General features: G+C 66.8%; 30 protein-coding genes. 1 reads left to right on the top strand and 29 read right to left on the bottom strand.

Features of this window, described 5'->3' with window-relative positions; all coding sequences use genetic code 11:
• Window positions 1-115: 115 nt before the first annotated feature.
• The 29 genes from rpsK to ABD981_RS16570 form a co-directional block, all read right to left on the bottom strand.
• On the bottom strand, window positions 116-520 hold the full coding sequence (rpsK, locus tag ABD981_RS16430; RefSeq protein ID WP_003956432.1) for a 30S ribosomal protein S11: 405 nt from the start codon (window positions 518-520) through the stop codon (window positions 116-118).
• 66 nt (window positions 521-586) lie between these two features.
• Window positions 587-967, bottom strand: a complete 381-nt coding sequence (gene rpsM, locus ABD981_RS16435) for a 30S ribosomal protein S13 (protein ID WP_015035595.1) — start codon at window positions 965-967, stop codon at window positions 587-589.
• 197 nt (window positions 968-1164) lie between these two features.
• Window positions 1165-1278, bottom strand: a complete 114-nt coding sequence (gene rpmJ / locus ABD981_RS16440) for a 50S ribosomal protein L36 (RefSeq protein ID WP_003956441.1) — start codon at window positions 1276-1278, stop codon at window positions 1165-1167.
• A gap of 62 nt (window positions 1279-1340) precedes the next feature.
• A complete protein-coding gene (gene infA / locus ABD981_RS16445; RefSeq protein WP_003956442.1) occupies window positions 1341-1562 on the bottom strand; it encodes a translation initiation factor IF-1 in 222 nt (73 codons plus the stop codon).
• 140 nt (window positions 1563-1702) lie between these two features.
• Window positions 1703-2554, bottom strand: a complete 852-nt coding sequence (gene map / locus ABD981_RS16450; RefSeq protein WP_046908255.1) for a type I methionyl aminopeptidase — start codon at window positions 2552-2554, stop codon at window positions 1703-1705.
• Window positions 2555-2662: 108 nt separating this feature from the next.
• Window positions 2663-3310: an adenylate kinase gene (locus ABD981_RS16455; protein ID WP_046908254.1), complete on the bottom strand. Its 648-nt coding sequence runs from the start codon at window positions 3308-3310 to the stop codon at window positions 2663-2665.
• Window positions 3310-4629 carry a preprotein translocase subunit SecY gene (gene secY / locus ABD981_RS16460; protein WP_046908253.1) on the bottom strand — a complete coding sequence of 440 codons (1320 nt, stop codon included), beginning with the start codon at window positions 4627-4629 and terminating at the stop codon, window positions 3310-3312. The genes ABD981_RS16455 and secY overlap by 1 nt, the downstream gene beginning before the upstream one ends.
• Before the next feature lie 213 nt (window positions 4630-4842).
• On the bottom strand, window positions 4843-5298 hold the full coding sequence (gene rplO / locus ABD981_RS16465) for a 50S ribosomal protein L15 (RefSeq protein WP_030494264.1): 456 nt from the start codon (window positions 5296-5298) through the stop codon (window positions 4843-4845).
• A gap of 2 nt (window positions 5299-5300) precedes the next feature.
• Window positions 5301-5483, bottom strand: coding sequence for a 50S ribosomal protein L30 (rpmD, locus tag ABD981_RS16470; protein WP_005313525.1), 183 nt, complete (start codon window positions 5481-5483; stop codon window positions 5301-5303).
• On the bottom strand, window positions 5483-6085 hold the full coding sequence (gene rpsE / locus ABD981_RS16475; protein ID WP_015035588.1) for a 30S ribosomal protein S5: 603 nt from the start codon (window positions 6083-6085) through the stop codon (window positions 5483-5485). Before rpsE ends, rpmD begins: the two co-directional genes overlap by 1 nt.
• A 45-nt stretch (window positions 6086-6130) precedes the next feature.
• On the bottom strand, window positions 6131-6514 hold the full coding sequence (gene rplR / locus ABD981_RS16480; protein WP_046908252.1) for a 50S ribosomal protein L18: 384 nt from the start codon (window positions 6512-6514) through the stop codon (window positions 6131-6133).
• A gap of 3 nt (window positions 6515-6517) precedes the next feature.
• Window positions 6518-7057 carry a 50S ribosomal protein L6 gene (gene rplF / locus ABD981_RS16485; protein ID WP_046908251.1) on the bottom strand — a complete coding sequence of 180 codons (540 nt, stop codon included), beginning with the start codon at window positions 7055-7057 and terminating at the stop codon, window positions 6518-6520.
• Between the two features lie 20 nt (window positions 7058-7077).
• Complete coding sequence (gene rpsH, locus ABD981_RS16490; protein ID WP_015035585.1) at window positions 7078-7476, bottom strand: 30S ribosomal protein S8; 399 nt, start codon at window positions 7474-7476, stop codon at window positions 7078-7080.
• A 223-nt stretch (window positions 7477-7699) separates the two neighbouring features.
• Window positions 7700-7885, bottom strand: coding sequence for a type Z 30S ribosomal protein S14 (locus ABD981_RS16495; RefSeq protein ID WP_003956452.1), 186 nt, complete (start codon window positions 7883-7885; stop codon window positions 7700-7702).
• A gap of 5 nt (window positions 7886-7890) precedes the next feature.
• The gene (rplE, locus tag ABD981_RS16500) at window positions 7891-8448 is read right to left on the bottom strand and encodes a 50S ribosomal protein L5 (RefSeq protein WP_123954535.1); all 558 of its coding nucleotides are present in this window, start codon (window positions 8446-8448) and stop codon (window positions 7891-7893) included.
• Window positions 8445-8756, bottom strand: a complete 312-nt coding sequence (gene rplX, locus ABD981_RS16505) for a 50S ribosomal protein L24 (RefSeq protein WP_041130777.1) — start codon at window positions 8754-8756, stop codon at window positions 8445-8447. The genes rplE and rplX overlap by 4 nt, the downstream gene beginning before the upstream one ends.
• Window positions 8757-8758: 2 nt before the next feature.
• The gene (gene rplN, locus ABD981_RS16510) at window positions 8759-9127 is read right to left on the bottom strand and encodes a 50S ribosomal protein L14 (protein WP_003956455.1); all 369 of its coding nucleotides are present in this window, start codon (window positions 9125-9127) and stop codon (window positions 8759-8761) included.
• 98 nt (window positions 9128-9225) lie between these two features.
• Window positions 9226-9507, bottom strand: a complete 282-nt coding sequence (rpsQ, locus tag ABD981_RS16515) for a 30S ribosomal protein S17 (RefSeq protein ID WP_046908249.1) — start codon at window positions 9505-9507, stop codon at window positions 9226-9228.
• Window positions 9507-9731: a 50S ribosomal protein L29 gene (gene rpmC / locus ABD981_RS16520; RefSeq protein ID WP_046908248.1), complete on the bottom strand. Its 225-nt coding sequence runs from the start codon at window positions 9729-9731 to the stop codon at window positions 9507-9509. The genes rpsQ and rpmC overlap by 1 nt, the downstream gene beginning before the upstream one ends.
• Window positions 9731-10150: a 50S ribosomal protein L16 gene (gene rplP / locus ABD981_RS16525; protein ID WP_015035580.1), complete on the bottom strand. Its 420-nt coding sequence runs from the start codon at window positions 10148-10150 to the stop codon at window positions 9731-9733. The genes rpmC and rplP overlap by 1 nt, the downstream gene beginning before the upstream one ends.
• 5 nt (window positions 10151-10155) lie before the next feature.
• Window positions 10156-10989, bottom strand: a complete 834-nt coding sequence (rpsC, locus tag ABD981_RS16530; RefSeq protein WP_046908247.1) for a 30S ribosomal protein S3 — start codon at window positions 10987-10989, stop codon at window positions 10156-10158.
• Window positions 10989-11336, bottom strand: coding sequence for a 50S ribosomal protein L22 (gene rplV, locus ABD981_RS16535; RefSeq protein WP_030359020.1), 348 nt, complete (start codon window positions 11334-11336; stop codon window positions 10989-10991). Before rplV ends, rpsC begins: the two co-directional genes overlap by 1 nt.
• Window positions 11337-11380: 44 nt before the next feature.
• Window positions 11381-11662, bottom strand: coding sequence for a 30S ribosomal protein S19 (gene rpsS, locus ABD981_RS16540; protein WP_023547380.1), 282 nt, complete (start codon window positions 11660-11662; stop codon window positions 11381-11383).
• A 12-nt stretch (window positions 11663-11674) separates the two neighbouring features.
• Window positions 11675-12511 (bottom strand): 50S ribosomal protein L2, encoded by an 837-nt coding sequence (gene rplB / locus ABD981_RS16545; protein WP_046908246.1) that lies wholly within the window; start codon window positions 12509-12511, stop codon window positions 11675-11677.
• A gap of 48 nt (window positions 12512-12559) precedes the next feature.
• Window positions 12560-12883: a 50S ribosomal protein L23 gene (gene rplW, locus ABD981_RS16550; RefSeq protein WP_046908245.1), complete on the bottom strand. Its 324-nt coding sequence runs from the start codon at window positions 12881-12883 to the stop codon at window positions 12560-12562.
• Window positions 12883-13533, bottom strand: coding sequence for a 50S ribosomal protein L4 (gene rplD, locus ABD981_RS16555; RefSeq protein WP_046908244.1), 651 nt, complete (start codon window positions 13531-13533; stop codon window positions 12883-12885). Before rplD ends, rplW begins: the two co-directional genes overlap by 1 nt.
• 4 nt (window positions 13534-13537) lie before the next feature.
• Window positions 13538-14182, bottom strand: a complete 645-nt coding sequence (gene rplC, locus ABD981_RS16560; RefSeq protein WP_046908308.1) for a 50S ribosomal protein L3 — start codon at window positions 14180-14182, stop codon at window positions 13538-13540.
• A gap of 13 nt (window positions 14183-14195) precedes the next feature.
• Window positions 14196-14504: a 30S ribosomal protein S10 gene (gene rpsJ / locus ABD981_RS16565; protein ID WP_003948644.1), complete on the bottom strand. Its 309-nt coding sequence runs from the start codon at window positions 14502-14504 to the stop codon at window positions 14196-14198.
• Between the two features lie 422 nt (window positions 14505-14926).
• Window positions 14927-16090: a hypothetical protein gene (locus ABD981_RS16570; protein ID WP_046908243.1), complete on the bottom strand. Its 1164-nt coding sequence runs from the start codon at window positions 16088-16090 to the stop codon at window positions 14927-14929.
• A gap of 132 nt (window positions 16091-16222) precedes the next feature.
• On the opposite strand from ABD981_RS16570, the gene ABD981_RS16575 reads away from it, so the two are divergent.
• The gene (locus ABD981_RS16575; protein WP_046908242.1) at window positions 16223-16402 is read left to right on the top strand and encodes a hypothetical protein; all 180 of its coding nucleotides are present in this window, start codon (window positions 16223-16225) and stop codon (window positions 16400-16402) included.
• Window positions 16403-16532: the final 130 nt, after the last annotated feature.

Below are 16532 nucleotides of genomic sequence, written 5' to 3' on the forward strand. Positions count from 1 at the left end.
CGCCCACTATTTGACGCCCGACAGGTACTGCGGAGTACTGCCAAGGGTACGGGCGGCACGTCCCCTCACGGGGTCGTACCGCCCGGACACTCAAAGACGCACAGGCGTCGCTGCGTCAGACGCGGCGGCGCTTCGGCGGACGGCAGCCGTTGTGCGGGGTGGGGGTGACGTCCTGGATCGAGCCGACCTCGAGGCCGGTGGCCTGGAGGGAGCGGATCGCGGTCTCACGGCCGGAGCCGGGACCCTTGACGAAGACGTCGACCTTGCGCATGCCGTGCTCCTGCGCGCGGCGGGCGGCCGACTCGGCGGCCATCTGCGCGGCGAAGGGGGTGGACTTGCGCGAGCCCTTGAAGCCGACGTGGCCGGCGGAGGCCCAGGAGATCACGTTGCCCGAGGGGTCCGTGATCGAGACGATCGTGTTGTTGAACGTGCTCTTGATGTGCGCGTGGCCGTGAGCGACGTTCTTCTTTTCCTTGCGGCGCACCTTCTTGGCAGCGCCCTGACGACCCTTGGGGGGCATCTCTTACTCCTACGGGAGGTGGTCGGTCCTACAGCGAAGACCGCTTGGTCAAGCGTCCGCTGAGGACTACTTCTTGCCCGGCTTCTTCTTACCGGCGATGGCGCGACGCGGGCCCTTGCGGGTACGAGCGTTCGTGCTGGTGCGCTGGCCGCGGACGGGCAGGCCACGACGGTGGCGGAGGCCCTGGTAGCAGCCGATCTCGACCTTGCGGCGGATGTCGGCGGCGATCTCGCGACGGAGGTCACCCTCGGTCTGGAGGTTGGCGTCCACGTACTCGCGGATCTTGACGAGGTCTTCCTCGGCAAGGTCGCGGACACGGGTGGACGGGTTCACGCCGGTCGCGGCGAGAATCTCCTCGGACCGGGTACGCCCGATGCCGAAGACGTAGGTGAGTGCGACCACCACACGCTTTTCGCGCGGGATGTCAACACCGGAAACGCGTGCCATTCAATGGCTCCTGTGTTCTCGGGGGTCTGCTGCAGAACCGCTCCCGACCGCCGTACGAGGTACGAATCGAGTCCCCGGCCCCCGCCGGAGGTGTCGTCAGCCGCGGATCTCAGGGATCACGGCCCGACGGGCTCTGCTTATGTACGTGTTGCTATGCGTCGCGCGAAGACTGCGAGATGCAGGTCGGTCGGCGTGCGTCAGCCCTGGCGCTGCTTGTGGCGCAGGTTGTCGCAGATGACCATGACCCGGCCGTGGCGGCGGATCACCTTGCACTTGTCGCAGATCTTCTTGACGCTCGGCTTGACCTTCATGGGATGTGAGGTTCTCCGGGTCAGTGCCACCACCCGCGCGGAATGCGGGGTGCGGGCAAGATCTACTTGTACCGGTAGACGATCCGGCCACGCGTCAGGTCGTACGGAGACAGCTCCACGACGACCCGGTCGTCCGGGAGGATTCGGATGTAGTGCATCCGCATCTTGCCGGAGATGTGCGCGAGGACCTTGTGACCGTTCTGGAGCTCCACCTTGAACATGGCGTTCGGCAGGGACTCGATCACGGTGCCCTCGATTTCGATGGCACCTTGCTTCTTGGCCACGCTTCGCCCTTCGAATCGGCTACCTTGATCGACTCTCGCCTCCGAGTGCGGACACACGGGTACACGAGAGCCGACGCATCAGTCTACGTCAGGGCCTTCCAAAAGACGAATCCGGGAAGTCTGCCCCACGCGGAAGATCGTTACGCCAGCGGATCCGGCGCCGCCACGACGCCCAGCTCCGCCAGCTTCGCCTTGCCGCCGTCGACCGCCGTCAGGACCAGCGGGCCCTGCTCGGTGAGGGCGACCGAGTGCTCCCAGTGGGAGGACCAGGTGCCGTCGGTCGTGATGACCGTCCAGTCGTCGGCGAGGACCTCGGTCTGCGGGGTGCCCAGCGAGACCATCGGCTCGATGGCGAGGCAGAGGCCGGGGACCAGCTTCGGGCCCTTGCCGCGCTTGCGGGAGACGTAGTTCAGCAGGTGCGGGTCCATGTGCATCTCGGTGCCGATGCCGTGGCCGCCGTAGTCCTCGATGATCCCGTAGCGGCCGAGGCTGTGGTCGCCGACGCCCGGACGCGGCTGACGCTTGATGTAGGTCTCGATCGCCTTCGAGATGTCGACCAGGCGGTTGCCCTGCTTCATCGCGGCGATGCCGGCCCACATGGACTCCTCGGTCACCCGGGAGAGCTCCACCAGCTCGGGCGCGTGCCCGGTGCCCACGAAGGCCGTGTACGCGGCGTCGCCGTGCCAGCCGTCGACGATCGCGCCGGCGTCGATCGAGATGATGTCGCCGTCCTTCAGGACGGTCTTCTCGTCCGGGATGCCGTGGACGACGACCTCGTTCACCGAGGTGCAGATCGTCGCGGGGAAGCCCCCGTACCCCAGGAAGTTCGACTTGGCGCCGTGGTCGGCGATCACCTTGCGGGCGACCTCGTCCAGGTCGCGCGTGGTCGCGCCGGGCACCGCCGCCTCGCGGGTGGCCGCGTGGATGGCCGCGACGACCAGCCCCGCCTCGCGCATCTTCGCGATCTGCTCGGGGGTCTTGATCTGCACCATCGTGACGGGGGCCTTCCTTGCGAGTACTGCGCGTGTACGGGGGACAGAACAACGATACGGCCGCGGCGCCCCTCGCGGGCACCGCGGCCGTATCGGACGAACCGTGGGTTACTTCTTCAGCGCGTCCATCGCCCGCGCCGTGACCTCGTCCACCTTGCCGAGGGCCGAGATCGTGACGACCAGGTTCTGCGCCCGGTAGTAGTCGATGATCGGCTCGGTCTGCGTGTGGTAGACCTCCAGGCGCCGGCGGACGGTCTCCTCGGAGTCGTCGTCGCGCTGGTACAGCTCGCCGCCGCAGACGTCGCAGACGCCCTCGGACTTCGGAGCGTTGTACGACACGTGGAACACGTGCGAGGAGTCGTTGCGGCAGATGCGGCGACCCGCGATCCGCTTCACGACCTCGTCCTCGGGGACCTCCAGGTCCAGGACCGCGTCCAGCTGCATGTCCTCGGCCTTGAGGACCACATCCAGAGCCTCGGCCTGGGCCACGTTGCGCGGGAACCCGTCGAGCAGGAAGCCGTTGACGGCGTCGTCCTGCTCCATGCGGTCCTTGGCCATCCCGATGGTCACCTCGTCCGGGACGAGGTCGCCGGCGTCCATGAACGCCTTCGCCTTCAGGCCCAGCTCGGTGCCCTGCGAGATGTTGGCACGGAACAGGTCACCCGTGGAGATGTGCGGGATGTCCAGGTTCTTGGCAAGGAACGCGGCCTGCGTTCCCTTGCCGGCCCCGGGCGGTCCGACGAGGACGATTCGCATCAGCGGAGGAACCCTTCGTAATTGCGCTGCTGGAGCTGGCTCTCGATCTGCTTCACGGTCTCAAGACCCACACCCACGATGATGAGGATGCTCGTCCCGCCGAACGGGAAGTTGGCATTGGCGCCACCGAAGCCTGCCAACGCCATCGTCGGCACAAGAGCGATCAGACCCAGGTACAGCGAGCCCGGCCAAGTGATCCTGTTGAGCACGTAGCTCAGGTACTCGGCAGTAGGACGACCAGCCCGGATACCCGGGATGAAGCCACCATACTTCTTCATGTTGTCGGCGACTTCCTCGGGGTTGAACGAGATCGCCACGTAGAAGAAGGCGAAGAACACGATCAGGAGGAAGTACGCGGCGATGTAGTAGGGGTGGTCACCCTTGACGAAGTGGGCTTCGATCCAGGTCTTCCACCCGGCGGTCGAGTTCGAGAACTGCGCGACCAGGGCCGGGATGTAGAGCAGCGACGACGCGAAGATGACAGGAATCACACCTGCCTGGTTCACCTTCAGCGGGATGTACGTGGACGTACCGCCGTACGACCTGCGGCCGATCATGCGCTTCGCGTACTGCACCGGGATGCGGCGCTGGGCCTGCTCGACGAAGACGACGAGGGCCACCATCACGAAGCCGATGAGGATGACGGTGCCGAACTCGATCCAGCCCCCGGCCAGGTTGCCGCTCTTCTTGATGGCCCAGAGGGCGCCGGGGAAACCGGCGGCGATCGAGATGAACATCAGGATGGACATGCCGTTGCCGATGCCGCGGTCGGTGATGAGCTCACCGAGCCACATGACCACGCCGGTGCCGGCGGTCATCGTGATGACCATGGTGGCGGTGGTGAAGATCGACTGGTCCGGGACGACCTGGTTCGCGACGGTGCAGCCGCTGAAGAGCGCACCGGTACGGGCGGTCGCGACGAGACCGGTGCCCTGGAGGATGGCCAGGGCGACCGTCAGATAACGCGTGTACTGCGTGATCTTGGCGGTACCGGACTGGCCCTCCTTCTTGAGGGCTTCCAGACGCGGGATGACGACGGTCAGCAGCTGCAGGATGATGCTCGCCGTGATGTACGGCATGATGCCGAGCGCGAAGATGGTGATCTGCAGCAGCGCCCCGCCACTGAACATGTTGACCAGACCGAACAGGCTGTTGTTGCCCTGGCTGGCCTGGTCCACGCACTGCTGCACGGCCTCGTAGCTGACACCCGGCACGGGGATGTGCGCCCCGAGGCGGTACAGCACGATGATGCCCAGCGTGAAGAGCAGCTTCTTGCGCAGGTCGGGCGTCTTGAACGCCCGGGCGAACGCGGTGAGCACGGTGCCTCCTGCGACCCCCGCGCACGTGCGTCAGAGGTGACGGTCTTGAGGTTCGACGAATATGAATCCGTCCGGAGAACCTGCGGACACACCGCACGCACTCTAGACAGTGGACGCCACCTTACCGGCGACTATGGCCCCCTAGGAACGACCAACCGGGGATGCCCCTTTTGAGAGGCATCCCCGGTCGGATGTTCAGGCCATCGAGTCGTCTCAGACGAGCTCGGTGACGGTGCCGCCGGCGGCGGCGATCTTCTCCTTGGCGGAGCCGGAGACGGCGTCGACCGTCACCTGCAGCGCCACGGAGACCTCGCCGGTGCCGAGCACCTTGACGAGCTGGTTCTTACGAACCGCACCCTTGGCGACCAGATCGGCCACCGTGACCTCGCCACCCTGCGGGTAGAGCGCGGCCAGCTTGTCCAGGTTCACGACCTGGTACTCGGTGCGGAACGGGTTCTTGAAGCCCTTGAGCTTCGGGAGACGCATGTGGAGGGGCATCTGCCCACCCTCGAAGCGCTCCGGAACCTGGTAACGGGCCTTGGTGCCCTTGGTACCACGACCGGCCGTCTTACCCTTCGACGCCTCACCACGACCCACACGGGTCTTGGCGGTCTTGGCGCCCGGGGCGGGACGGAGGTTGTGGATCTTGAGCGGGTTGTTCTCCGCCATGATCAGTCGACCTCCTCAACCGTCACGAGGTGGCGGACGGTGTGCACCATGCCGCGGAACTCGGGGCGGTCCTCCTTGACGACCACGTCGTTCAGGCGCTTGAGCCCGAGCGAACGAAGGGTGTCGCGGTGGTTCTGCTTGCTGCCGATGTACGACTTCGTCTGCGTGATCTTGAGGCGAGCCATTACGCACCCGCTCCCGCACGCGCACGAAGCAGAGCCGCGGGGGCGACGTCCTCGAGGGGCAGACCACGGCGAGCCGCGATCTCCTCGGGACGCTGCAGGCCCTTCAGGGCCTCCACGGTCGCGTGCACGATGTTGATCGCGTTGTCGGAGCCGAGCGACTTCGACAGGATGTCGTGAACGCCGGCGCACTCGAGCACGGCACGCACCGGGCCACCGGCGATAACACCGGTACCGGGGGAAGCCGGCTTGAGCAGGACGACGCCCGCGGCCTTCTCGCCCTGGATCGGGTGAGGGATGGTGCCCTGGATGCGCGGAACCTTGAAGAAGTTCTTCTTGGCTTCCTCGACACCCTTGGCGATGGCCGCGGGAACTTCCTTGGCCTTGCCGTAACCGACACCTACCGTGCCGTCACCGTCGCCCACCACGACCAGCGCGGTGAAGCTGAAGCGGCGACCACCCTTGACAACCTTGGCGACGCGGTTGATCGCGACAACGCGCTCAACGTACGCGGTCTTCTCGGCGGCAGCGCCACCGTCGCGGCCCTTCCGGTCCCGCCGCTCGCCGCCACCGGCACCGCTTCCGCGGCGCTGGGGTCCAGCCATTGGATTACCTCTCTCTGTTACGTCCGTTAGTCCCGGAACCGGGGCTTAGAACTTCAGCCCGGCTTCGCGGGCGGCGTCAGCCAGAGCGGCAATGCGCCCGGCGTACCTGTTGCCACCACGGTCGAACACGACGGCCTCGACACCGGCGGCCTTGGCGCGCTCAGCGACCAGGGCACCGACCTGCTTGGCCTGCGCGGACTTGTCACCCTCGCCACCGCGGATCGACGCGTCCAGGTTCGACGCAGACGCAAGGGTGTGACCCTTGAGGTCGTCGATGACCTGGGCGGTGATGCCGCGGTTCGAACGCGTCACGACGAGGCGCGGACGCTCCGCCGTACCCGACACGTGCTTGCGGATGCGCAGGTGACGGCGCGCCTTGGCAGCGCGCTTGTAAGCGTCGCCCTTGGCGATCTTGACACCGTATGCCATGGCTTACTTACCAGCCTTTCCGACCTTGCGGCGGATGACCTCGCCCGCGTACTTGACGCCCTTGGCCTTGTACGGGTCGGGCTTACGCAGCTTGCGGATGTTGGCGGCGACCTCGCCGACCTTCTGCTTGTCGATGCCCTCGACAGCGAACTTGGTCGGGGACTCGACCTTGAACGAGATGCCCTCGGGCGCCTCGACCACGATCGGGTGGCTGTAGCCGAGCTGGAACTCCAGACCGGAGCCCTTCGCGGCCACGCGGTAACCGACACCGCTGATCTCGAGCGCCTTGACGTATCCCTGGGTCACACCGGTGATCATGTTGGCCACCAGCGTGCGGGACAGGCCGTGGAGGGCCTTGTTCTGACGCTCGTCGTTCGGACGGGTGACGTTGAGAACGCCGTCCTCGCCCTTAACGATCTCGATCGGGGCGGCAACGGTGTGGGTGAGGGTGCCCTTGGAACCCTTCACCGTGACCGTGCGGCCATCGATGGTGACGTCCACGCCGGCGGGAACCGGGATGGGGAGCTTGCCGATACGAGACATAGCTTTTCCTCCGTTCCCGACTACCAGACGTAGGCGAGGACTTCCCCACCTACGCCCTTCTTGCCTGCCTGCTGGCCGGTCAGGAGACCGTGGGACGTGGAGATGATCGCCACGCCCAGGCCGCCGAGGACCTTCGGCAGGTTGGTGGACTTCGCGTAAACCCGGAGGCCGGGCTTCGAGATCCGCTTGATGCCCGCGATGGAGCGCTCACGGTTCGGACCGAACTTGAGCTCGAGGACGAGGTTCTTGCCGACCTCGGCGTCCTCGACCTTCCAGCCCGTGATGAAGCCCTCCTGCTGGAGGATTTCCGCGATGTGAGACTTGATCTTGCTGTGCGGCATCGTCACGGAGTCGTGGTATGCCGAGTTCGCGTTACGCAGACGCGTGAGCATGTCTGCGATCGGATCAGTCATGGTCATGAATTGGCCTTCGGCCTCTCTCGCCGGGGTTTCCTGGTGCACCATCCCTCTCCCCGATCCGAGACGGGGCGGGTGCGGTGCGGTGGACCTACGGCGTAGTAAGTCGTACGGGCGGCGGACGCCCAACCCCACAAGCCTAAGCCATGCGGGGGTGGGCCTCCGCCAACCCAATGCTTACCGAGAGACTCCGGTCATTCCTCAACGCCCAAAGGGCGAGGGGGAATTACCAGGAGCTCTTGGTCACGCCCGGCAGCTCGCCACGGTGAGCCATCTCACGAAGGCACACGCGGCACAGGCCGAACTTGCGGTACACGGAGTGAGGACGACCGCAGCGCTGGCAGCGGGTGTACGCACGCACACCGAACTTGGGCTTGCGGGCAGCCTTCGCGATGAGAGCCTTCTTCGCCATCTCGCTTACGCCTCCTTGAACGGGAAGCCGAGGTGACGGAGAAGCGCGCGGCCCTCGTCGTCGTTGGTCGCCGTGGTGACCACGGTGATGTCCATACCCCGGGTACGGTCGATCTTGTCCTGGTCGATCTCGTGGAACATGACCTGCTCCGTGAGACCGAAGGTGTAGTTGCCACGGCCGTCGAACTGCTTCGGGGACAGGCCGCGGAAGTCGCGGATGCGCGGGAGCGCGAGCGACAGGGTGCGGTCCAGGAACTCCCACATGCGGTCGCCACGGAGCGTGACGTGGGCACCGATCGGCTGACCCTCGCGCAGCTTGAACTGCGCGATGGACTTGCGGGCCTTGGTGACGGCCGGCTTCTGACCGGTGATCGTGGTGAGATCGCGGATGGCACCGTCGATCAGCTTCGAGTCACGGGCGGCGTCGCCGACACCCATGTTGACCACGATCTTCACGAGGCCGGGGATCTGCATGACGTTCTCGTACTTGAACTCGTCACGCAGCTTGCCCGCGATCTCCTCGCGGTACTTCGTCTTGAGACGCGGAGTGGTGGTAGCCATCAGATGTCCTCACCCGTCCGCTTGGCAACGCGGATCTTGTTGCCCTCGTCGTCGAAGCGGTAACCGACACGCGTGACGACCTTCTTGCCGTCCTTCTCCACGACCAGCTGGACGTTGGAGACGTGGACCGGAGCCTCGGTCGTCACGATGCCGCCGGCCTGCGACGGGCCGGCCTTGGTGTGCTTCTTGACCCGGTTGACACCCTCGACCAGGACGCGGTTCTCAGCGGGGAAGGCCGTGATGACCTTGCCCTGCTTGCCCTTGTCCTTACCGGTGATGACCTGGACCAGGTCGCCCTTCTTGATCTTCATGCTTACAGCACCTCCGGCGCGAGCGAGATGATCTTCATGAACTTCTTCTCGCGCAGCTCACGGCCCACCGGGCCGAAGATACGGGTGCCGCGAGGGTCGCCGTCGTTCTTCAGAATGACGGCGGCGTTCTCGTCGAAGCGGATGTACGAGCCGTCCTGGCGGCGGCGCTCCTTGACGGTGCGAACGATGACCGCCTTGACGACGTCACCCTTCTTCACGTTGCCACCGGGGATCGCGTCCTTGACGGTGGCGACGATGACGTCACCGATGCCCGCGTAGCGGCGACCCGAGCCACCGAGAACACGGATGCAAAGGATCTCCTTGGCACCAGTGTTGTCGGCGACGCGAAGTCGCGACTCCTGCTGGATCACGTCTATCTCCTGATTTGTCTGCCGGTTCCCCGCCGGGGGCCGATCACTCGGCCCCCGGCGGAGCCTGGCGGAACGAACCTGAGGGAATCCTCAGGTGCTTACTTGGCCTTCTCGAGGATCTCGATGACGCGCCAGTGCTTCGAGGCGGACAGCTTGCGCGTCTCCATGAGGAGGACGCGGTCGCCGACGCCCGCAGCGTTCTGCTCGTCGTGAGCCTTGAGCTTGTTGGTACGGCGGATGACCTTGCCGTACAGCGCGTGCTTGACGCGGTCCTCGACAGCGACGACGACGGTCTTGTCCATCTTGTCGCTGACGACGAGGCCCTCGCGGACCTTGCGAGCGTTGCGCTCGGTCTTCTCAGTCACGTTGTTCTCGCTCATCAGACGTTCTCCACCGTCTCGATGCCCAGCTCACGCTCGCGCATCAGGGTGTAGATCCGGGCGATGTCCTTACGGACGGACTTGAGCCGACCGTGGTTCTCGAGCTGGCCCGTCGCCGCCTGGAAGCGGAGGTTGAACAGCTCTTCCTTGGCCTCGCGGAGCTTGGCGACAAGCTCCTCGTTGCCCAGCTCGCGCAGCTCGGACGCCTTGGTACCGGCCGACATCACAGCTCACCTGCCTCGCGCTTAACGATCTTGCACTTCATCGGCAGCTTGTGAGCCGCACGGGTCAGAGCCTCGCGCGCGATCTTCTCGTTCGGGTAGGACAGTTCGAACATCACCCGACCCGGCTTGACGTTCGCGATCCACCACTCCGGAGAACCCTTACCGGAACCCATGCGGGTCTCGGCCGGCTTCTTCGTGAGCGGGCGGTCCGGGTAGATGTTGATCCAGACCTTGCCGCCACGCTTGATGTGGCGGGTCATCGCGATACGGGCCGCCTCGATCTGGCGGTTGGTCACGTACGCCGGAGTGAGGGCCTGGATGCCGTACTCGCCGAACGCAACCTGCGTACCACCCTTGGACATACCGCTGCGCTTCGGGTGGTGCTGCTTGCGGTGCTTGACCCTACGGGGGATCAGCATTTCGGTCAGGCCTCCGTTCCGGTGCTCTCAGCAGCCGGAGCGGCGGCGGGAGCGTCGGCCTTGGGGGCCTCGGCAGCCTGAGCCTGCTGCGGCTTGCGACCGCGACCGCCACGCTCGCCACCGCGGCCACCGCGGCCGGCCGGACGGTCAGCGCCGCCACGGGCCGGGCGGTTGCCCGCGCGGGCAGCAGCGTTCTCGGCGCGGACCTCGGCGATGTTCTTGACGTCGCCCTTGTAGATCCAGACCTTCACACCGATGCGGCCGAAGGTCGTCTTGGCCTCGAAGAAGCCGTAGTCGACGTTCGCGCGGAGCGTGTGCAGGGGCACACGGCCCTCGCGGTAGAACTCCGAGCGGGACATCTCGGCGCCGCCGAGACGGCCACCACACTGGATCTTGATGCCCTTGGCGCCGGCCTTCATCGTGCCCTGCATGCTCTTACGCATGGCGCGACGGAAGGAGACGCGGGAGGAGAGCTGCTCGGCGACGGCCTGGGCCACCAGCTGAGCGTCCATCTCGGGGTTCTTGACCTCGAGGATGTTCAGCTGGACCTGCTTGCCGGTCAGCTTCTCCAGCTGGCCGCGGATCTTGTCGGCCTCGGCGCCACGGCGACCGATGACAATGCCCGGGCGAGCGGTGTGGATGTCCACGCGGACACGGTCACGGGTGCGCTCGATCTCAACCTTCGAGATGCCGGCGCGCTCCATGCCGGACGTCAGCATCCGACGGATGGCGACGTCTTCCTTGACGTAGTCCTTGTACAGCTTGTCGGCGTACCAGCGGGACTTGAAGTCCGTGGTGATGCCGAGCCGGAACCCGTGCGGGTTTACCTTCTGGCCCATTACCGGGTTCCTTCCTTGCTGCTGACGACCACGGTGATGTGGCTGGTCCGCTTGCGGATCCGGTAGGCACGGCCCTGGGCACGCGGACGGAACCGCTTCAGGGTCGGACCCTCGTCGACGAACGCCTCGCTGATGAACAGCGAAGAGGCGTCCGTGTGGTCGTAGTTGTGCGCGGCGTTGGCAATGGCGCTGTCGAGCACCTTGCCGACCGGCACGGAGGCTGCCTGCGGAGCGAATCGCAGAACAGCCTGAGCCTCCGTGGCATCCATGCCACGGATCAGGTCCACCACGCGGCGGGCCTTCATGGGCGTGACGCGGATGTACCGCGCCTGGGCCCTGGCTTCCATGGTTGTCCCTCTCAGTTACTTACGTGTCTGAATGCGATCCGCTACTAGCGGCGCTTCGACTTCCGGTCTTCCTTGACGTGACCCCGGAAGGTGCGCGTCGGCGAGAACTCGCCGAGCTTGTGACCGACCATCGACTCGGTGACGAACACCGGGATGTGGGTCTTGCCGTTGTGCACCGCGAGCGTGTGGCCGAGCATGGCCGGCACGATCATGGAGCGACGGGACCAGGTCTTGATGACGTTCTTGGTGCCGGCTTCGTTCTGGGCGTCCACCTTCTTGATGAGGTGGTCGTCGACGAAGGGCCCCTTCTTGAGACTGCGCGGCATCTAAACCCGCTCCTAGCGCTTCTTGTTCGTCTTGCGGCGGCGGACGATGTACTTGTTCGAAGCCTTCTTCGGCGAACGAGTACGACCCTCCTTCTGACCCCACGGGGAGACCGGGTGGCGACCACCGGAGGTCTTGCCCTCACCACCACCGTGCGGGTGGTCGACCGGGTTCATCGCCACACCGCGGACGGTCGGGCGAACGCCCAGCCAACGCTTACGGCCGGCCTTACCCCAGTTGATGTTCGACTGCTCGGCGTTGCCGACCTCGCCGATGGTGGCGCGGCAGCGGGCGTCGACCAGACGGATCTCACCGGACGGCATGCGGAGGTGGGCCATCGTGCCCTCCTTCGCCAGCAGCTGCACGGAGGCACCCGCGGAACGGGCGAACTTGGCGCCACCGCCGGGACGGAGCTCGATCGCGTGGATCGTGGTACCGACCGGGATGTTGCGGAGGGCCAGGTTGTTGCCGGGCTTGATGTCGGCCGTGGGGCCGTTCTCGACCCGGTCGCCCTGCGAGAGACCGCGCGGGGCGATGATGTAGCGCTTCTCGCCGTCCGCGTAGTGCAGCAGCGCGATGCGAGCGGTGCGGTTGGGGTCGTACTCGATGTGAGCGACCTTGGCCGGCACGCCGTCCTTGTCGTGACGACGGAAGTCGATCACACGGTAGGCGCGCTTGTGGCCACCACCCTGGTGACGGACGGTCACACGACCGGTGTTGTTACGGCCGCCCTTGCTGTGCAGGGGACGGACCAGCGACTTCTCCGGCGTGGACCGCGTGATCTCGACGAAGTCGGCTACGGAGGAGCCACGACGGCCCGGCGTAGTCGGCTTGTACTTGCGGATTCCCATTTCTCAGTCCTCGGAAGATATCCGACTTCTGGACGTCTCCGACCGCCGTCAGGCGGTCGGGCCGCCGAAGATGTCGATGCGGTTGCCCTCGGCAAGGGTCACGATGGCGCGCTTGGTGTTGGCGCGCTTGCCGAAACCGGTCTTGGTGCGCTTGCGCTTACCCTGACGGTTGATCGTGTTGACCCCGGTGACCTTGACCGAGAAGACCGCCTCGACGGCCTGCTTGATCTGGGTCTTGTTGGCGCCGGGCGCGACGATGAACGTGTACTTGTTCTCGTCCAGCAGCGCGTAGCTCTTCTCGGAGACGACCGGCTTGACGAGGATGTCGCGCGGGTCCGTGAAGGTCTTGCTGGTGATCGTGGCCTCGGACATCAGGCCTCGCTCCCTTCGGTCGTGGCGGCCTGGGGGCCAGACACGAAGGACTCGAGGGCGGCCTGGGTGAAGACCACGTCGTCGGATCGCATCACGTCGTACGTGTTCAGCTGGCCCGGCTCCAGGATGTGCACCTGGGGCAGGTTGCGGGCGGACAGCCACGCGGCCTCGTCGGAGCGCTCGACGACCAGGAGCAGGTTCTTGCGCTCCGAGATCTTGCCGAACAGCGTCTTGGCGGCCTTGGTGGAGATGCCACCCTCGACCACGCCGGAGACGACGTGGATGCGGGAGTGGTTCGCCCGGTCGGTGAGGGCACCGCGGAGGGCGGCGGCCTTCATCTTCTTCGGGGTCCGCTGCGAGTAGTCACGCGGCACGGGACCGTGCACGACGCCACCACCGGCGAACTGCGGGGCGCGGGTCGAACCCTGACGGGCGCGGCCGGTGCCCTTCTGGCGGTAGGGCTTCTTGCCACCACCACGGACCTCGCCACGCGTCTTGACCTTGTGCGTGCCCTGACGGGCGGCGGCCAGCTGCGCGACGACGACCTGGTGGATCAGCGGGATGCTGACCTTGGCCTCGAAGATCTCGGCCGGGAGCTCGACGGTCCCGGTCTTGTCGCCCGCGGGCGACAGAATGTCAATGGTGCTCATATCCTCAGGCCCCCTTGGCCGCGGTGCGGACCAGGACGAGGCCGCCGTTCGGACCAGGAACCGCGCCCTTGATCAGGAGCAGGCCCTTCTCCGCGTCAACGGCGTGGACGGTCAGGTTCTGGGTGGTCACGCGCTCGTTGCCCATACGGCCGGCCATGCGCATGCCCTTGAAGACGCGGCCCGGGGTGGCGCAGCCACCGATCGAACCCGGCTTGCGGTGCACGCGGTGGGCACCGTGCGAAGCCTTGCCACCACGGAAGTTGTGGCGCTTCATGACACCGGCGAAGCCCTTGCCCTTGCTCTTGCCGGTGACGTCAACCTTGACGCCGGCCTCGAAGAGCTCAGCGGTGATCTCCTGGCCGAGGGTGTACTCGCTGGCGTCAGCGGTACGGATCTCGACGAGGTGACGGCGCGGGGTCACGTCGGCCTTGGCGAAGTGGCCCTTGAGGGGCTTGTTCACCTTGCGCGGGTCGATCTCGCCGAAGGCGATCTGGACCGACTCGTAGCCGTCGTTGTCGTTCGTACGCACCTGGGTCACGACATTCGGGCCGGCCTTGACGACGGTCACCGGGACGACCCGGTTGTTCTCGTCCCAGACCTGCGTCATGCCGAGCTTCTCGCCCAGGATGCCCTTGATGTTCTTAGCCATCTCGCGCGTCACCTCAGAGCTTGATCTCGATGTCGACGCCGGCCGGCAGGTCGAGACGCATGAGCGAGTCGACCGTCTTCGGCGTGGGGTCGAGGATGTCGATGAGGCGCTTGTGCGTGCGCATCTCGAAGTGCTCGCGCGAGTCCTTGTACTTGTGCGGCGACTTGATGACGCAGTACACGTTCTTCTCAGTGGGCAGCGGCACCGGGCCCGCGACCGACGCACCAGTGCGCGTCACCGTCTCGACGATCTTCTTCGCCGAGGAGTCGATGACCTCGTGGTCGTAGGCCTTGAGCCGGATGCGGATCTTCTGTCCCGCCATGGCTACTTCGTAGTCCTGTCTCTGTCGTAACGCTCTGGAACCTGGTCGGCTGTGTCTCCCTTGCGGGAACGCGGCCCCTCCTCCGACCCACGCGGTCGGGCGTGTCGCACTCCCTCTACGAAGAATTCCCTGAGGAATTCCCAACCAAGGGGGTGCGGGCCGTGGACCGCGAGACGGGGGTGGAACACCCACCGGGTGCCTGGTAGGAGCCCCGCTGACACTTCCCGGAAGATTCCCGTACGTCCGCCCCTGGGGGGCGACGAGTACTGTGGGACTCGCTTCCGGTCCTCCCGGCGGGAGGCGCGCAGCATCGGCACTCAACCGAGCAACCCCGACAGTCTGCCATACACGGCCATCCCGCCGCCAATCGGGGGCGAAGACTGTACCCCACGTCACGTCGGGGTACACGCAGGGGCACGACGTCAGGTGCGCGAGACCCGCCCGCAGCCCGCCTCCTCGGGAACGACCTGGTCGTGGCTGCGGTCGTACGGGTCGACCGGCGCCCCCGTCGGGCGCACGCCGGCCGGGTCGGGAGCGTCCTCCCGGAACTGCGGGTGGAGGAATCCGTCCTGCACGGTGCAGGAGCTGTTGGCCACCTCGTGCAGGTGGCGGATCAGCGTCACGGTGCCCGGCGTGGCGGGTCCGGTCCGCCCGCCGTACAGCCCGACGTGCAGGGTGCGGCGGATCACCGTCCTCGCGACCTCGTCGGCCCCGGGCCGCGACTTCACCAGCGGGTAGACGAAGGTGTAGTCGGCCTTGATCAGGACCATGCCGGGTTCGTCGCCCGCCTCGAAGGTGATCCGGCCGCGGGTCTTCACCACCGTGCCGACCGGCTTGACCTCGGGCCCGAAGCGGGTGAACCAGTACAGCGGGTCGTTCTCCGCCGTCATCTTGCGCAGGGACGCCTCCATGTCGGCGTGCAGGTCCCGCTGCTCGGGCTCGATCAGGGCGAGCGCCTCGGCCGGGCGCCGGCCGGCCAGGGTGTCCGGGTCCAGGTTGGCGGCCACCAGCAACGCCTTGGTCAGCCGCAGCCCCTCCGCGACCCGCTTCTTCGACAGGCCGCCCGTGGCCTTCGCCTCGGGCGGCACGATCCCCGCCGCACCGTTCCCCCACCGCAGCGCCGGGGAGCCCTTGAAGGGCTCCTTCAGGGTCGGGCGCTGCGGGTCGACCGTGGGCGGCGGCGCCGTCGGCCGGGCCGTCTCGGCCGCCAGCGGGGTGGCGTCCTCGGGGCGGTCGGTCCAGCTGGACGGCAGCGCGGAGGTCACGCCCTCCGGGAGGTGCTCGGTCAGCAGCTGGGGGCGTACGGCGACCAGCGCCAGGGCGGCGACCAGGGTGATGCCGAGCGCCGCCTTGGCCCGGCCCCGGCGGCGGGCGGTGCCGTTCATCTCCTGCCAGGCGGGCCCGGTGCGCCAGCCCTCCGGCTCCCGGCGCTTCGGCGGCCTCGGCGCCTTGGCCGGCTTCGGCCGCTTCGGCGGCCTGGCCTTGCGCAGGGCCTTCTCCTGGGCCTCGGTGCCCAGTCCCTGCTCGCGCGCGGACTCGACGAACGCGGCCCATTCCTCGTCGGAGACCGACGGCTTCTCACTCATGTCTTCCCACCCCGGGTGCTGCGGTGTCGCCTGGTGCGCTCCGGACGTTCTCACGCCGCCGGACGGGCGGAAAAGCCTGGTCAGGGCCTCTTGATCAGTTCGTGACCGCTCGAATCGGGGCAGAGCCGGAGCATGTGCCCCCGTGCCGCGCCGGACGACCCCGGTGACCCCGGGGCCCTCGCCGCCTCCGCCGAGGCGCTGCTCGGGACGGCGGACGCCGACGTCACCGCGCTCGTGCTGCTCGCCCGCCGGGCCGACGGCCCGATGCGGGTCAGGGCCACCGTGCCGCTCGGGAGCCACCGCCCCGGGTGAATCACGCGTACGAACGGCCGCCTACCGTAGAACCCGGGGAATCGAAAAGCCGTCTAGTCAGACGCACGAGGCCCAGGACGCAGCACGACGCACGGGGGACGCACGCCGGTGGACAGCAGAAGAGTGGCGC

Origin of the sequence: Streptomyces showdoensis (assembly GCF_039535475.1) — a bacterium.
GTDB lineage: Bacteria > Actinomycetota > Actinomycetes > Streptomycetales > Streptomycetaceae > Streptomyces > Streptomyces showdoensis.

Excerpts from the sequence above, each read along its gene's own strand:
- rpsK (WP_003956432.1), bottom strand. The coding sequence starts at position 520 with ATGCCCCCCAAGGGTCGTCAGGGCGCTGCCAAGAAGGTGCGCCGCAAG.
- rpsM (WP_015035595.1), bottom strand. The coding sequence starts at position 967 with ATGGCACGCGTTTCCGGTGTTGACATCCCGCGCGAAAAGCGTGTGGTG.
- rpmJ (WP_003956441.1), bottom strand. The coding sequence starts at position 1,278 with ATGAAGGTCAAGCCGAGCGTCAAGAAGATCTGCGACAAGTGCAAGGTG.
- map (WP_046908255.1), bottom strand. The coding sequence starts at position 2,554 with ATGGTGCAGATCAAGACCCCCGAGCAGATCGCGAAGATGCGCGAGGCG.
- ABD981_RS16455 (WP_046908254.1), bottom strand. The coding sequence starts at position 3,310 with ATGCGAATCGTCCTCGTCGGACCGCCCGGGGCCGGCAAGGGAACGCAG.
- rplO (WP_030494264.1), bottom strand. The coding sequence starts at position 5,298 with ATGGCGGAGAACAACCCGCTCAAGATCCACAACCTCCGTCCCGCCCCG.
- rpmD (WP_005313525.1), bottom strand. The coding sequence starts at position 5,483 with ATGGCTCGCCTCAAGATCACGCAGACGAAGTCGTACATCGGCAGCAAG.
- rpsE (WP_015035588.1), bottom strand. The coding sequence starts at position 6,085 with ATGGCTGGACCCCAGCGCCGCGGAAGCGGTGCCGGTGGCGGCGAGCGG.
- rplR (WP_046908252.1), bottom strand. The coding sequence starts at position 6,514 with ATGGCATACGGTGTCAAGATCGCCAAGGGCGACGCTTACAAGCGCGCT.
- rplF (WP_046908251.1), bottom strand. The coding sequence starts at position 7,057 with ATGTCTCGTATCGGCAAGCTCCCCATCCCGGTTCCCGCCGGCGTGGAC.
- rpsH (WP_015035585.1), bottom strand. The coding sequence starts at position 7,476 with ATGACCATGACTGATCCGATCGCAGACATGCTCACGCGTCTGCGTAAC.
- ABD981_RS16495 (WP_003956452.1), bottom strand. The coding sequence starts at position 7,885 with ATGGCGAAGAAGGCTCTCATCGCGAAGGCTGCCCGCAAGCCCAAGTTC.
- rplX (WP_041130777.1), bottom strand. The coding sequence starts at position 8,756 with ATGAAGATCAAGAAGGGCGACCTGGTCCAGGTCATCACCGGTAAGGAC.
- rpsQ (WP_046908249.1), bottom strand. The coding sequence starts at position 9,507 with ATGAGCGAGAACAACGTGACTGAGAAGACCGAGCGCAACGCTCGCAAG.
- rpmC (WP_046908248.1), bottom strand. The coding sequence starts at position 9,731 with ATGTCGGCCGGTACCAAGGCGTCCGAGCTGCGCGAGCTGGGCAACGAG.
- rplP (WP_015035580.1), bottom strand. The coding sequence starts at position 10,150 with ATGCTGATCCCCCGTAGGGTCAAGCACCGCAAGCAGCACCACCCGAAG.
- rpsC (WP_046908247.1), bottom strand. The coding sequence starts at position 10,989 with ATGGGCCAGAAGGTAAACCCGCACGGGTTCCGGCTCGGCATCACCACG.
- rplV (WP_030359020.1), bottom strand. The coding sequence starts at position 11,336 with ATGGAAGCCAGGGCCCAGGCGCGGTACATCCGCGTCACGCCCATGAAG.
- rpsS (WP_023547380.1), bottom strand. The coding sequence starts at position 11,662 with ATGCCGCGCAGTCTCAAGAAGGGGCCCTTCGTCGACGACCACCTCATC.
- rplB (WP_046908246.1), bottom strand. The coding sequence starts at position 12,511 with ATGGGAATCCGCAAGTACAAGCCGACTACGCCGGGCCGTCGTGGCTCC.
- rplW (WP_046908245.1), bottom strand. The coding sequence starts at position 12,883 with ATGTCCGAGGCCACGATCACCAGCAAGACCTTCACGGACCCGCGCGAC.
- rplD (WP_046908244.1), bottom strand. The coding sequence starts at position 13,533 with ATGAGCACCATTGACATTCTGTCGCCCGCGGGCGACAAGACCGGGACC.
- rplC (WP_046908308.1), bottom strand. The coding sequence starts at position 14,182 with ATGGCTAAGAACATCAAGGGCATCCTGGGCGAGAAGCTCGGCATGACG.
- rpsJ (WP_003948644.1), bottom strand. The coding sequence starts at position 14,504 with ATGGCGGGACAGAAGATCCGCATCCGGCTCAAGGCCTACGACCACGAG.
- ABD981_RS16570 (WP_046908243.1), bottom strand. The coding sequence starts at position 16,090 with ATGAGTGAGAAGCCGTCGGTCTCCGACGAGGAATGGGCCGCGTTCGTC.
- ABD981_RS16575 (WP_046908242.1), top strand. The coding sequence starts at position 16,223 with ATGTGCCCCCGTGCCGCGCCGGACGACCCCGGTGACCCCGGGGCCCTC.